The 13,592-nt window shown below is 67.0% G+C and carries 11 protein-coding genes; 5 read left to right on the top strand and 6 right to left on the bottom strand.

The genetic code is table 11. The annotated features are described in order from the left end of the window. Position 1: 1 nt before the first annotated feature. The 4 genes from DES45_RS00305 to DES45_RS00290 all read left to right on the top strand — a co-directional run bounded on the left by DES45_RS00305 (position 2) and on the right by DES45_RS00290 (position 5,903). Positions 2–1,810: a glycoside hydrolase family 15 protein gene (locus tag DES45_RS00305; protein WP_114767987.1), complete on the top strand. Its 1,809-nt coding sequence runs from the start codon at positions 2–4 to the stop codon at positions 1,808–1,810. Positions 1,811–1,863: 53 nt separating this feature from the next. Continuing rightward, complete coding sequence (locus DES45_RS00300) at positions 1,864–2,844, top strand: glucokinase (protein WP_425374254.1); 981 nt, start codon at positions 1,864–1,866, stop codon at positions 2,842–2,844. An 84-nt stretch (positions 2,845–2,928) separates the two neighbouring features. After that, positions 2,929–4,044: a succinylglutamate desuccinylase/aspartoacylase family protein gene (locus DES45_RS00295; RefSeq protein WP_114767985.1), complete on the top strand. Its 1,116-nt coding sequence runs from the start codon at positions 2,929–2,931 to the stop codon at positions 4,042–4,044. Between the two features lie 275 nt (positions 4,045–4,319). After that, positions 4,320–5,903 carry a peptide chain release factor 3 gene (locus tag DES45_RS00290; protein ID WP_114767984.1) on the top strand — a complete coding sequence of 528 codons (1,584 nt, stop codon included), beginning with the start codon at positions 4,320–4,322 and terminating at the stop codon, positions 5,901–5,903. A 57-nt stretch (positions 5,904–5,960) separates the two neighbouring features. Here the strand turns inward: DES45_RS00290 and DES45_RS00285 are convergent, their stop codons facing one another. From DES45_RS00285 to DES45_RS00260, 6 genes are all read right to left on the bottom strand, one after another. Further along, a complete protein-coding gene (locus DES45_RS00285) occupies positions 5,961–6,863 on the bottom strand; it encodes a sugar kinase (RefSeq protein WP_114767983.1) in 903 nt (300 codons plus the stop codon). An 84-nt stretch (positions 6,864–6,947) separates the two neighbouring features. After that, a complete protein-coding gene (locus DES45_RS00280; protein WP_114767982.1) occupies positions 6,948–7,739 on the bottom strand; it encodes a bestrophin-like domain in 792 nt (263 codons plus the stop codon). Between the two features lie 87 nt (positions 7,740–7,826). Beyond that, positions 7,827–8,735 carry an N-acetylglucosamine kinase gene (locus DES45_RS00275; protein WP_114767981.1) on the bottom strand — a complete coding sequence of 303 codons (909 nt, stop codon included), beginning with the start codon at positions 8,733–8,735 and terminating at the stop codon, positions 7,827–7,829. Between the two features lie 42 nt (positions 8,736–8,777). Further along, positions 8,778–9,671, bottom strand: coding sequence for an N-acetylmuramic acid 6-phosphate etherase (locus tag DES45_RS00270; protein WP_114767980.1), 894 nt, complete (start codon positions 9,669–9,671; stop codon positions 8,778–8,780). 100 nt (positions 9,672–9,771) lie between these two features. Then, positions 9,772–10,797 (bottom strand): serine hydrolase domain-containing protein, encoded by a 1,026-nt coding sequence (locus DES45_RS00265; protein ID WP_114767979.1) that lies wholly within the window; start codon positions 10,795–10,797, stop codon positions 9,772–9,774. Between the two features lie 9 nt (positions 10,798–10,806). Further along, a complete protein-coding gene (locus DES45_RS00260; protein WP_114767978.1) occupies positions 10,807–11,904 on the bottom strand; it encodes an anhydro-N-acetylmuramic acid kinase in 1,098 nt (365 codons plus the stop codon). Between the two features lie 140 nt (positions 11,905–12,044). Between DES45_RS00260 and DES45_RS00255 the strand changes: the two genes are divergently transcribed. Next, the gene (locus tag DES45_RS00255; RefSeq protein WP_114767977.1) at positions 12,045–13,544 is read left to right on the top strand and encodes an ABC transporter substrate-binding protein; all 1,500 of its coding nucleotides are present in this window, start codon (positions 12,045–12,047) and stop codon (positions 13,542–13,544) included. Positions 13,545–13,592: the final 48 nt, after the last annotated feature.

Genomic DNA, 13,592 nt, shown 5'->3' with positions numbered 1-13,592 from the left:
CATGAGTTCTCTCGACCTTGCCGTCATCGGCAATTGCATGATCTCGGCCCTCGTCGACCGTCGCGCGCGGATCGTCTGGAGCTGCTTCCCGCGGTTCGACGGCGATCCGGTCTTCTCCGCCCTTCTCGACTGCCCGGAGGACCGCCCCGATGCGGAGCAGCGCGGCATCTTCGCGATCGACCAGATCGGGATGGTGAGCTGCGAGCAGACCTATCTCGAGAACACCGCCGTTCTCGTCTCGACCATGACCGACTCCCACGGCAACATCGTCGAGATCACGGATTTCGCGCCGCGCTTCACGCATTACGACCGCACGTTCCGCCCGCCGATGCTAATCCGCCGCGTCCGCCCGGTGAAGGGGCGCCCGCGCATCCGGGTCAGCCTGCGGCCCCATTTCGAGTGGGGCGAGCGCCAGCCGGCCACCACCCGCGGCAGCAACCACCTGCGCTTCGTCGGTGCCGATCACTCCCTGCGCCTGACCACCGATGCGCCGATTTCCTACGTGGCCGAGGAGCGGCCCTTCGTGGTGGAGCGGCCGATGTCGTTCTTCTTCGGCGAGGATGAGCCCCTGCGCTCGGAAGCCGACCGGACCGCGCGCGAGTTCCTCGATCAGACGGTTGCATTCTGGCGCGACTGGGTTCGGTCGCTGTCCATTCCGTTCGACTGGCAGGAGGCGGTCATCCGCGCCGCCATCACCCTCAAGCTCTGCAACTTCGAGGAGACGGGCGCGATAGTGGCCGCGCTGACGACCTCGGTTCCGGAAGCGCCGCACACCCAGCGCAACTGGGACTACCGCTATTGCTGGCTCCGCGACGCCTATTTCGTCATCCAGGCCCTCAACCGCCTCGGCACGACGAAGACGATGGAGGAATACCTCACCTACATCACCAACCTCGTCGACGACGCCGATGCCAATCCGGCGCAGGTCGACATGCCGCCGCTCTTCAGCATCACCCGCTCGCCGAATCTCGAAGAGCGCGAGGCCGGAGCGCTGGCGGGCTATCGCGGCATGGGGCCGGTCCGGGTCGGAAACGCCGCCTATACGCAGATCCAGAACGACGCCTACGGCAGCATCGTCCTGGCCTCGACCCATGCGTTCCTCGACAAGCGGCTGATCCGCACCGGAAACCGGGCGCTCTTCGCGCATCTGGAGACCTTGGGGCAGCGGGCGATCGAGGTGTTCGACCAGCCCGACGCCGGCCCGTGGGAGCTGCGCACGAAGGCGGCCGTCCACACCTTCCCGAGTGTCATGTGCTGGGCCGCCTGCGACCGTCTGGTCAAGATCGCGCGCGCCATGGGCCGGGAGGAAAGGGCGGCCTACTGGTACCAGCATGCCGAGCGGATGCATGCAGTCATCAACGAACGCGCGTTCAATGCCGGGAAGGGGACCTTCGTGTCGTCCTTCGACGGCGAGGATCTCGATGCCACCCTGCTGCTGCTGGCGGAGCTCAATTTCGTGGATGCCGACGATCCACGCTTCATCGCCACCGTGGATGCGGTCGGCAAGGCGCTCCGGCGCGGCGATCTTCTTCTGCGCTACGACGTGGAGGACGATTTCGGCCACATGCATACGGCCTTCATGATCTGCGGCTTCTGGTACGTGGACGCGCTCAACGCGATCGGGCGCAAGAAGGAAGCGATCGAGCTCTTCGAGCGCATCTTGAGCCTGCGCAATTCCTTCGGCCTGTTTTCGGAGGATGCGGACTTCACGACCGGCGAGTTATGGGGCAACTTCCCGCAGACCTACTCCATGGTGGGTCTGATCAATTCCGCCGTGCGCCTGAGCCGGAGCTGGGAGGAGGCCTTCTGAGCCTCCTGCCAGCATGAGAAGCAAAAGAAGGTCCGATGTTCGCGTTTCCTGTCCTGCTCGGTGATATCGGTGGAACGAATGCCCGCTTTGCCGTCCTGCCGGCTCCCGGCGAGCCCGTCTGCCTTCTGCCGCGGGCACTGACCGCGCAGACGCCGAGCCCGGTCGAGGCGATCAGAGCGGCGCTTGCGGGCTACCAGGGCGCGGCCCCGCGTTCGGCCATGATTGCCGTCGCGACACGGGTGGACCGCCCGATCATCCGCCTCACCAATGCGGCCTGGACCATCGATGCGCAGGAGATCGGCACCGCGCTCGGGCTCGAGCGCGTGACGCTCGTCAACGACTATGCGCCCGTCGCGACCTCCGTGACCGTCCTGTCCCTGGAACGCGGCGATCTCGCACCCCTGGGCGCCGTGATGCCGGCGGGGGCCGGGACACGGGTGGTCCTCGGACCCGGAACGGGACTCGGGGCCGGAGCCCTCGTGCCGGTGGAGGACCGCCTCGCGGTCCTTGCGACGGAAGCCGGCCACATGGAGTTCGGCCCGACCAACGACGAGGAGATGGCGCTCTGGCCCCATCTCGAGCGGGTCGGCGGCAGGGTCTCGGCCGAGGTGGTCCTGTCCGGACCCGGGCTGCTGCGCCTGGCGAAGGCCTGTGCGGCGCACCGGGCTGTCCCGTGCCCCTTCGCCAAGCCCAACGACGTGCTGGCGGCTGCCCTGGAGGGCGAGGAATTCGCGGGGCACGCGGTCGATCTCTTCGGCCGCTTTCTCGGTCGGTATGCGGGCGATCTCGCTCTCACCTTCGAGGCCTCGGGAGGCGTCTTCATCGCGGGCGGCATCGCGCCGCGGATCGTGGATGTCCTCCAGAAAGGCCGATTTCGGCAGGCTTTCGACGCCAAGGCGCCGCACGACGCCTGGGCCCGCACGGTCCCGGTCTACGTGATCGTCAATCCGGAGCCGGCGCTCCAGGGGCTGGCCGCCCTGGTGACGCATCCGGACGGCTTCATCTTCCAGTCGCAGGGCTGGCAGGAGGCCTGAGGCGGCAGTCGGCGCTGTTCAAGCGGGAAAGGCCCTGATATCGCGATGTCTTCCACACGCTGACATCCCGTTTTTCCGGTCATCATGAGAACAGAACAGATCGCCCTCTCGCCGCTCGCCCCCGGCGCCAACCTGTCCCTGACGGTCCACCGCTTCGGCCAGCCAGGTGCCCGCCCGCAGGTCTACATCCAGGCGGCCCTCCACGCCGACGAGATCCCAGGCATGATCGCCGCCCACCACCTGCGCGAGCGCCTCACCGGCCTCGAGGCCGAGGGCCGGATCAAGGGCGAGATCGTGCTGGTGCCCTCCGCCAATCCGATCGGGCTGTCCCAAAGGGTCCTGGGCGAGCATGTCGGTCGCTTCAATCTCGCCGACGGGATCAACTTCAATCGGGGCTATCCCTATCTGGTCCCGCAGGTGGCGGAGCGGATCGAGGGGCGGCTCACGAAGGACGGAGAGGCCAATGTCCGCCTCATCCGGGAGGTCCTGCGGGCCGAACTCGCGGCATGGCCAGCGAACAACCCCGCCGAGGTCCTGAAGAAGACCCTGCTCGGCCTCGCCGTCGAGGCGGATCTGGTGCTCGACATGCACTGCGATTCCGAGGCCGTGGTGCATCTCTACACCCACACCCGTTCGTCCGAGGTGTTCGAGCCGCTGAGCGCGCTGATCGGCGCCCATGCCCTGCTGCTGGCGGACGAATCGGGCGACGAGCCCTTCGACGAGGCATGCAGCCGCCCCTGGGCCGAGCTGGCGGACCGTTTCCCGGGCCACCCGATCCCGTTCAGCGGCCATTCGACCACCCTGGAGTTCCGGGGCGAGGGCGACGTGAGCCACGACCTAGCCAAGGCCGACGCGGCGGCTCTGGTCGATTTCCTCACCTTACGCGGCGTGATCGCCGGGGAAGCCCCCAAGGTTCCGGCACCCCTTTGCGCGCCGACGCCGCTCGCCGCCTCCGTGCCGGTCGCGGCGCCGGCCACGGGAATCGTGGTCTTCAAAGCCCAGGTCGGGGACCGGCTGAGGGAAGGGGACCCGGTCGCCGATATCGTCGATCCGCTGACCGGCACCGTGACGAGCGTTCCGTCGCCGACGGACGGGGTCATGTTCGCCCGCATCCTCCTGCGCTTTGCGACGCAAGGTCAGCGCCTCGCCAAGGTTGCCGGAACGAAAGCCCAGCGAACCGGCAAGCTTCTGAGCGCCTGATGAAACGAGAAAGGCCGCCCCGAAGGGCGGCCTTTCCATTGTCGGGTCCGCGGTCCGATTGGACCGCCCCTTTTGTGCGTTACGCACGAACCTCGGCAGAGGCCAAGATCAAGGTCGCAGCAACCGGGGACCGCAGGGTATGACAATGAGACACTTGATCACCTCCTTTCGTTGTTGACGGGAAAGCCCAATATAGGTTGAGAAAGCCCAGACGTAAGAGGCGGCTCCTGCGGCGTTCTGCCCCCGGCCTCCGAACCCAGAGAATTTAGAGAATCATGACCGATCTTCCGGCTCCCGTGAGCCGCCGCCGAACCTTTGCGATCATCTCTCACCCGGACGCGGGTAAGACCACCCTCACCGAGAAGCTCCTACTCTTCGGAGGAGCGATCCAGCTCGCCGGCGAGGTGAAGGCCAAGAAGAACCGGGTCTCGACCCGGTCCGACTGGATGGGGATCGAGAAGGAGCGCGGCATCTCGGTCGTGACCTCGGTCATGACCTTCGAGTACGGCGACTGCGTCTTCAACCTCCTCGACACGCCAGGCCACGAGGACTTCTCGGAGGATACCTACCGGACGCTAACGGCGGTGGACTCGGCCATCATGGTCATCGACGCCGCCAAGGGCATCGAGGCGCGCACGCGCAAGCTCTTCGAGGTCTGCCGCATGCGCGACATCCCGATCGTGACCTTCATCAACAAGATGGACCGCGAGGCGCGCAATCCCTTCGACCTTCTCGACGAGATCGAGAAGACCCTCGCCCTCGACACGGCGCCGATCACCTGGCCGATCAGCCAGGGCCGCTCCTTCGCCGGAACGTTCGACCTGCGCCGCAACCTCGTGCGCCGCATCGACACGGACGAGGAGCCCATGGAGGTCTCGGGCCCCGACGATCCGTCCGTGGTGGCCCTGCTGCCGCCGGAAGAGGCGGAGGCCTGGCAGGAGGAGGTCATGCTGGCCCAGGAGGCCTGCAAGCCCTTCGACCTGAAGGCCTTCCGCGAGGGACACCTGACGCCAGTCTTCTTCGGCTCCGCGCTGCGCAATTTCGGCGTCCGGGACCTCATCGACTCGCTCGCCGCCTATGCCCCGCCGCCGCGCGGGCAGGAGGCTGACAAGCGCCTCGTCGAGGCGGGCGAGAGCCGCATGACCGGCTTTGTGTTCAAGATCCAGGCCAACATGGATCCGAACCACCGCGACCGCATCGCCTTCATGCGGATCTGCTCCGGCAAGCTCCAACGCGGCATGAAGGCGAAGCTCGTGCGCACGGGCAAGCCCATGAGCCTCAACACGCCGCAGTTCTTCTTCGCGCAGGACCGCGCCATCGCGGACGAGGCCTGGGCCGGCGACGTGGTGGGCATCCCGAACCATGGCACCTTGCGCATCGGCGATACGCTCACCGAGGGCGAGGACATCGTGTTCCGGGGCGTCCCGAGCTTCGCGCCCGAGATCATGCGCCGCATCAAGCTGCAGGACGCCATGAAGGCCAAGAAGCTGCGCGAGGCGCTGCAGCAGATGGCCGAGGAGGGCGTGGTGCAGCTCTTCGTGCCCTATGACGGCTCAGGCGCAATCGTGGGCGTCGTGGGCGCGCTCCAGCTCGACGTGCTCAAGGAGCGCCTTCAGGGCGAATATGGCCTGCCGATCGACTACGAGACCACACGCTTCTCGATCTGCCGTTGGATCACGGCGGCCGACCGGGTCGAGCTCGACCGCTTCATCGACAGCCACCTGTCGTCGATGGCGCGCGACCTCGACGAGGCGCCGGTCTTCATGGCGACCAACACGTTCAACCTGCAATACGAGCAGGACCGCTGGAAGGCGATCCAGTTCTCGGACGTGAAGGACTATCAGAAGAAGGCGGCGTAAGTCATAAGCTTCGTCGCTCCGGGCTTGCTGCGCGGTCCCGGAGCGACGGCGCGGCGGTCATGCGGCGAGCTTGCGCTCGGCGAAGCGCTCCTGCGTGCGCGCAATGTCCTCGAGCGCCGGCAGGCTCGCCTCGTTGCCCAGGTGCTGAATGGCGTGAGCCGAGGCCGCACGGGCGAACTGGAAGTGCTCGCGCCATGGAAGCTCCGGGCGAGCCATGGCGGAATAGACATAGGCGCCGTGGAAGATGTCGCCGGCGCCGTTGGTGTCGACCACCGCCTCCGCCGGAACCGCAAGGGCCGGCATCACGCTCTCGGCGCCGGTCTCGTCGTACCAGACGAGGCCGCGCTCTCCCAACGTGATGCCGCCGATCTTGCAGCCGCGGCTCTTGAGATAGCTCAGCATTTCCGAAGGTGTCAGGTTCATCTGCTCGCACAGACGCTCGGCCACGATAGCGACATCGATGAACTCCAGCAGCTCGTGCGTGTTCGAGCGCAGGCCGCCGCCGTCGAGGGACGTGAGAATGCCGGCTTCCCGGCAGGTGCGGGCGTAGTGCATGGCCGCATCGGCCTGGTGGCCGTCGAGATGAAGCGCCATGCAGCCGGTCAGGTTCAGCGGGGGAACCGGGTGCAGGTAATGGTCGTCGCGGCAGCGCACGATGGCGCGCTTGCCTCCGCGCGGCATGATGAAGGAGAGGGACGACTCCGCCACCTTCCGGTGGTGGACCGAGATGCCGTACTTCGCCGCCATGTCGATGAACATGCGGCCGAGCCAGTCATCAGCGATGGAGGTGAGCAGGTCCGGAGGAATCCCGAGCTTGGCGCAGGCGAACGCGGCCGTCACGGCATTGCCCCCGAAGGAGATCGCGTAGTCGCGCGCCACCGTCTTCTCGTCGCCCGTGGGCAATTCATCAGCCAGGAAGGTCACGTCGATATAGGTTTGGCCAACGAAAAGCGCGTGCATGGCTGAAAAACTTCCCAAGCTCCGAAATCCTGCGGGAGAGTCTTGGCCGAGGAGAGCGGATTGTGCAACCCGGTCGACCCGCATTCAGGGGCCGGGAGCTCCGGCCATGACCTGCAGCGCCTCCCGCACCGGGTCGGGCGAGAACCGCAGAGGCCCGTCGAAGGGACGCTCCCGGATGGCGATCAGTCCGAGGGTGATCACGGCGGCGGCCGAGAAGATCGTCAGCGCGGCCGCCTGCGCCTTGGGCTTCTCCAGGTGCACGATGGCAATGGCGATCTGGGTGATGAGGCCCAGGATCACGACTGCGGCCCATTTGGTCCGGTCACTCCGGTCCCCGCTCAGGGCGAGGCGGTCGTAACGGGTGCTGCGAAGCTTGAGCACCGAATCGAGCAGGGCGCTCTGGGCGGCCTGCCCGGCGTCGATGCCGACCTGCGGATTGGACACGCGGGTGAGCAGGCCCATGAGTTCCTGTCCGGCCTTCGGGGATGATTCCTGCTCCGTCATCCGGGGCCATTCATCCTCGATCAGCGCCTTTGCGTAGCCCTGCGCGGCAGCCCGGATCTCCTTCATGTCCGACACCGTCGCAAGGCTGATGGCGTGAATGGCCAACAGGCCGTCGCGCTCGGCCAGAATGGCGCGGCCTGCCTGCCGGTTCCGGTCCCAGACCTCGTTGGCCAGGAACCCGGTCAGGAGCGAGAAGAGGACCGCCACCGAGCCGAAGAACGGGGCGACGACGCCGACGAAGCCGGATGACCGCGCCCGCGTGAGTTCGCTGAAGCACAGGCGGTGGATGAGAAGGGCCGTGGTTGCGAACAGCAGGGCCAGGGAGCCGAAGATGCCCCAGACCGGCAGATCGACCCAGATGTCGAAGATCACGGTAGTTCCCGTTCGATGATGTCCTGAAGGACATTCCTATAGGGTGTCGGGCACGAGGGCGACAACCCGGCGCCGCTTTGACCGGTCTCACCCCTTGTGGAGCGTCGCGGCCAGACGCGCGGCGGTCAGCGCCGCATCGAGGTCGCTGGCGATGACCTCGACCGGCGCCACCAGGTCCTTGCGGAACGAATCGGCCACGATCCCGTGAAGGCGGGAGCTGCCGCCTACGAGAGCGACCGGCCGCGGGCCGACGCGCTTGATCAGGCAGTTGGCCAGGCGTGCGAGCTCCATTCCGGCGTCCCGCAGGATGCCGAGCGCCGTCGGGTCGTTCTTCAGGGCTGCCTCGCCGACCGCGCGGGCCAGCGAGCCGATCTTGCCGCGGTCGCCGCCATAGACGAAGGAGCGGATCACGTTCCAGTCCGTGCCCCCAAGGGCCTCGGCAAGACACGTCCCGAGACCGGTGGACCAGCCGGCGCCCGGCTGCTCCTCCTCCGTGCGCAGCACGGCCTTCAGGGCCTCGCGGGCGATCCAGAACCCGGAGCCTCCGTCGTCGATGAGGTTGCCATGCCCGCCGACGCGGATCACCTGCTTGTCCTCGGACAGGTAGTAGCCGATCGAGCCTGTGCCGCTATAGACCAGAATCCCTTCGCCGAGGGCGAAGTAGGAGAGGTAGGCGATCCACATGTCCTCCGCGACGAAGATCCTCTCCTGCGGAAGGCCGAAAGCGTCCGCGAGGATCCCGCGCATGGTGGCTTCGGCGGGCGTTTCCCGGGTCAGGCCGGTGATCCCGGCAATGATGCCGAGCGGCCTGCCGGCCTTGGCCACCGCCTGCGCCATCTCGCCGACGATGCGCCTTGCCCGCTCTTCCGCGGCCGGCGAGAAGAGGTGCCCCGTCAGGGGCTCGACGGTTCCTTGTGCGACGCATGCGCCGCCCGGTTCCGCCAACCGCCACCGCGTGGCGGTGCCGCCCGCGTCGATGCCCAGCCCCAGCGCCATGACGCTTCGCTTTCCTTGGTGCGCCGGCTCCGCCGGCCGACGTCAGTCCTTCGTCGCCGGGAACTCTGACAGGGCGTGGCGCAAATTGCCATCATGGCGGACCAGCGCGGCACGGGCTTCGTCCGCGCCGGCACCCAGGGCGATGAGGGACGCGACCTTCATGTCGCCGTCGGCCTGCCGCAGCGCCTCGATGGCCGTCGCGTCGTCGCAGCCCGTGATCTGGGACACCATGACCTCGCTGCGGCGACGCAGCTTCGCGTTGGTGGCGCGCATGTCGACCATGAGCCCGCGATAGACGCGGCTCAGGCGCACCATGATGAGGGTCGAGAGCAGGTTCAGGATGACCTTCTGGGCTGTGCCCGCCTTCATGCGGGTCGAGCCGGCAATCACCTCCTCGCCCGTCTCGGCCAGGATCGGATGGGACGCGATGTCGAGGATCGGGGCGCCCACGTTGTTGGAGATGCCGATCGTCTGGGCGCCGCGCGCCTTCGCCTCCGTCAGGGCCGCGAGGGTGAAGGGCGTCCGCCCGCTGGCGGCCACGCCGATCACCACGTCGTTGGGGCCGACGCCGTTGTCCCGGATGCCCGCGACGCCTTCCTCGACCGAGTCCTCCGCGTTCTCGACCGCGCGCATGATGGCGCCTTCGCCACCGGCGATCAGGTAGACGATCTTGTCGTCGGGCCAGTTGAAGGTGGGGGGAAGCTCCGTGCCGTCCTGAACGCCGATCCGGCCCGAGGTTCCGGCGCCCGCATAGACGAGGCGCCCGCCGCGGCGCAGCCGTACGGCAGCCTCCTCGGCGGCGGCCGCGATGGCCGGAAGGGAGGAACGGACCGCCGCGACGGCGGCGAGCTGGCCTTCATAGAAGGCGGCGAGGATGTCGGGGCTGGACCAGGAATCGAGATCCTGAAAGCGGGAGCTGAAATGTTCTGTGGTCATCTCATGATCTTTCTTGAGACCAATATAAGTCCAGTTAAGGGCGTCGGCAATCGGCCGGACATGGCCCAGCCGGCATCCGGAGACCTTTTTGCTGCTGTGCTTAAGAGCGCCTGTTCTGGTCGAACAACGCGATCACCGCCTCGCCGGTCGCACGGCGCAGGGGCATGATTCCGGTATCCTTGTGTCGGGTCGGGTGAACGCGGTTCGTCAGGAGCGACCAGGCGAGCCCGCGCTCGAAGTCGAGCCATAGCCCGGTTCCGGTGAAACCCGTGTGGCCGATCGTCGTCGGGGAACAGGCATCGCCTCCGTGCCAGCCGGCATAGAACCCCTCCCAGCCCACCGTGCGCTTGTCCGATTCGCGCGTGCGAATAGCTTTCAGAGACTCTGCCGAAAGCGCCGATCCGTCGAGGATCGACCGGGCGAAATCCAGAACCGCATCGATGGTGCCGAAGAGTCCCGCATGGCCAGAGGCGCCGCCGAGCGCGAAGGCGTTCTCGTCATGCACCTCGCCGCGGATGACGCGGCCGCGCCAGGTGCAGCGCTCGGTCGCGGCGCAGAGGCACGGATCCGGCCGGAACGTGAAGCCGCCGGGCAGCGGCTGCTCGATCAGGGGCGTGCCCGTGATGCGCTCGATGGCGATGCCGAGCAGCATGAAGTTGATGTCGGAATAGACCGGCGGCCCGCTCCGCCACACCCGCTGGAGGATGAAGGCCCGCAACGTGTCCGGGTCCTGCCCGTAGGTGTAGAGCGGTTCCACGGCCGGCAGGTGGGTCTGGTGCGCCAGGCACTGGCGAAAGGTCAGGTGCCGCTCGGCCGCATCCATGTCGTATTGGCGCAGGTCCGGAATGGCGACGGTCAACGGATCGTCGAGGCCGATCCTTCCCTGCTCCACGAGCCGCAGGATGGTCGTGGTGGTGAAGATGACCTTGGTGAGCGATGCCAGGTCGAACACGGTATCCCGCGAGATCGGCTCGCGCTCCGGCTCGATCTGCGCCCAGCCGGCCCAGCGCACGGCGCGCGTGCCGTCGGCCGTCACGATGCCAAGCACCGCACCCGGAATGTTGTCGCCGCGAAGGGCTTCCGTTGCAGGCGCGAAGGCCTGCTCGATCAGGTCTGTCAGGGGCATCGGGATCGATCAGGCCGCACGGTGCAGTTCGCCGCCGGGCATGGGGTGCGGAACGCCCGTGGTGGTCGGCAGGCTCAGGGGCAGGCCCTTCACCGAGCGCACGGCCAGATAGCCGAAGGCCTGCGCCTCGAGGAAGTCGCCGTCCCAGCCGACGGTCTCCACCGGCTCGACGCTGACGCCGAGACGCGCGCGCAGGCGGTTCATGAAATGGGCATTGCGCCGGCCGCCGCCGGTGACGAGCCACCGCAAAGGACGGCGCGGAACGTGCCGCAAGGCTGCCACGACGGATTCGATCGTGAACTCCGCCAGCGTCGCGGCCCCATCCGCATCCGGAAGCGCCTCGACGCCTTTGGCGCGGGCGTGGAAATCCTGGCGGTCGAGGGATTTCGGGGCCGGGCGGTCGAAGAAGGGGTTCGTCATGAATTCGGCGACGAGCTTCGCGTCCGCCGTGCCGGACGCCGCCAGCCGGCCGTTCTCATCATAGCTTATGCCCCGCCGGCGCAGGACGAAATCATCGAGAAGCGCGCTCGCCGGGCCGGTATCGAAGGCGATCACCGTGTCACGGTCGATATAGGTCACGTTGCCGACACCGCCGAGATTGAGGATCATCACGGGCTGCTCGAGGCGGCTTGCCAAGGCGCGGTGATAGAGCGGCACGAACGGCGCGCCTTCGCCGCCGGACGCGACATCCGCGTGACGGAAACGATCGACGGTGTCAATGCCGAGCTCCTGCGCCACGCGGCGGCCTGCGCCGAGCTGGCGGGTGAAGCGGATTTCCGGGCGGTGATACACCGTCTGGCCATGAAAGCCGATCAGGCTCACCTCGTCCGCCGATGTCCCCGTCTCGTCCATGAAGCGCCGGATCGCCGCTACATGCGCGTTCGTCACGGCCTGGTCCAGGTCCTCCAGCGGCTCGCTCTGGGCCCGCGCCGGCTCCGCGATCAGGTCCTGAAGGCGGCGACGCAGATCGTCCGGGTAGGAGAAGGTCCGGCCAGGGCCCGGAGTGACGACCGTGTCGCCGTCCGTCTCGACGATGGAGACGTCGATCCCATCCATCGACGTGCCGCTGATGACGCCGATTGCTTTGACGGGCGAGCCTTGGGACATCAGTTCCTCCGGTGACATTGCTTTGGCCACGACCATACCACATGCCTATGGTTGGTCCAGAGTGGTATGATATTGGACCATGACAGGCCCGCTTCGATGGCCTATAAATCCGCTTGCGGCTTCCAAGGGAGAAAAGACGCATGTTCAGGTCAGCACTGCGCAGCGCCATGGGCGCAGGTTTCATGGTGGCGGCGATGGCCTCCGCCTCGGCTCAGGTTCTGGAAATCGGCGCGGACAACAGCCCGACCGGCCTCGATCCCCACCTCATCACGGCCTTTCCGAGCTTCATGGTGGTGAACGGCAACATCTATGAGGGCCTGACCGCCGTCGACAAGGACCTGAAGGTCGTCCCGAGCCTCGCCGAGTCCTGGGCCGTCTCGCCCGACGGCAAGACCTACACCTTCAAGCTGCGCTCGGGCGTGAAATTCCACGACGGCTCCGCCATGGAGGCGGAGGACGTGATCTCCACCATCAAGCGCGTGCAGAGCAAGGAGATCGCATCGCCGCTCGCGAGCCGCCTCGCCGCCATCGAGAGCGCCAACGCGGTCGACCCGCAGACGGTGGAGCTGAAGCTGAAGGAGCCGTCCGCTCCGCTGCTGTCCTCGCTCGCCACCATCGCGATCGTGCCGAGCTCGGTCGAGACCAATAAGGACGTGCTGCAGAAGCAGCCGGTCGGCACCGGCCCGTTCAAGTTCCAGGAATGGCAGTCGAACGGCTTCATCCTGCTCTCCAAGAACGACTCCTACTGGCAGCAGGGCCTGCCGAAGCTTACGGGCCTCAAGTTCAACATCGTGCCGGAATCGGCCACCCGCCAAGTCGGCCTCACCAACGGCCAGTATGCGCTCCTGCCGAACATCGATGCGGCGACGGCCCTCCAGCTCAAGGGCAAGCCGGGCGTGAAGCTCTCCGAGACGCTGGAGCTCGCCTACACGCTCGTCGGCATGAACGTGTCGAAGCCTCCCTTCGACAACGCGAAGGTGCGCGAGGCGGTGAATTACGCCATCAACCGCCAGGAGATCGTCGATGCGGCGCTCTTCGGCGCCGGCGTTCCGGGCGGCCCGCTCTCGCCGGCCCTGAAGAGCTGGGCGCTCGACGTGAAGCAGTTCCCCTGCTACGCGCATGACCCGGCCAAGGCCCAGGCGCTGCTGAAGGAATCCGGCGTCTCGCTCCCGATCACCGTCAGCATGAACGTCCTGCCCCGCCAGGACGTGAAGGACATCGCCCAGGTGGTGCAGGAGCAGCTCAACAGGGTCGGCTTCAAGGTCGAGCTGAAGAACCAGGAGCAGGGGCAGTTCATTCAGGACTGGCGCAACAGCAATTTCGACATGTTCGCGTCGATCAATGCGGGCAGCCCGGATCCGGACGAGTACTTCTACCGCACGTTCCGCACCGGCGGATCGACCAACGTGTTCAAGTATTCGGACACGGAGATCGACCAGCTCCTCGACAGCGCCCGCACCATGCAGGACCAGGCGGCGCGCAAGACCGCCTACGACCAGGTGCAGAAGAAGCTCGCCTGCTCCGGGCCGGTCGCGCACCTGACCTACGGCACGCTCTTCTCGGCCATGCGCGACAAGCTGCAGGGCTATGACGTCATGCCGAACCGCTCGCTGATGCTGCTGCGCAGCGCCACCTACTAAGCCGCAACCAGCCCCGGCGCCGCACCGTTCGCGGCGCCGGGGCTGTTT

It is taken from the genome of Microvirga subterranea (genome assembly GCF_003350535.1).
Lineage (GTDB): Bacteria > Pseudomonadota > Alphaproteobacteria > Rhizobiales > Beijerinckiaceae > Microvirga > Microvirga subterranea.
This window is presented reverse-complemented; position numbering and strand designations above follow the sequence as displayed.

Bases quoted from the DNA above. Each gene is read 5' to 3' on its own strand.
- DES45_RS00305 (WP_114767987.1), top strand. From the start codon at position 2: ATGAGTTCTCTCGACCTTGCCGTCATCGGCAATTGCATGATCTCGGCC.
- DES45_RS00295 (WP_114767985.1), top strand. From the start codon at position 2,929: ATGAGAACAGAACAGATCGCCCTCTCGCCGCTCGCCCCCGGCGCCAAC.
- DES45_RS00290 (WP_114767984.1), top strand. From the start codon at position 4,320: ATGACCGATCTTCCGGCTCCCGTGAGCCGCCGCCGAACCTTTGCGATC.
- DES45_RS00285 (WP_114767983.1), bottom strand. From the start codon at position 6,863: ATGCACGCGCTTTTCGTTGGCCAAACCTATATCGACGTGACCTTCCTG.
- DES45_RS00275 (WP_114767981.1), bottom strand. From the start codon at position 8,735: ATGGCGCTGGGGCTGGGCATCGACGCGGGCGGCACCGCCACGCGGTGG.
- DES45_RS00270 (WP_114767980.1), bottom strand. From the start codon at position 9,671: ATGACCACAGAACATTTCAGCTCCCGCTTTCAGGATCTCGATTCCTGG.
- DES45_RS00265 (WP_114767979.1), bottom strand. From the start codon at position 10,797: ATGCCCCTGACAGACCTGATCGAGCAGGCCTTCGCGCCTGCAACGGAA.
- DES45_RS00260 (WP_114767978.1), bottom strand. From the start codon at position 11,904: ATGTCCCAAGGCTCGCCCGTCAAAGCAATCGGCGTCATCAGCGGCACG.
- DES45_RS00255 (WP_114767977.1), top strand. From the start codon at position 12,045: ATGTTCAGGTCAGCACTGCGCAGCGCCATGGGCGCAGGTTTCATGGTG.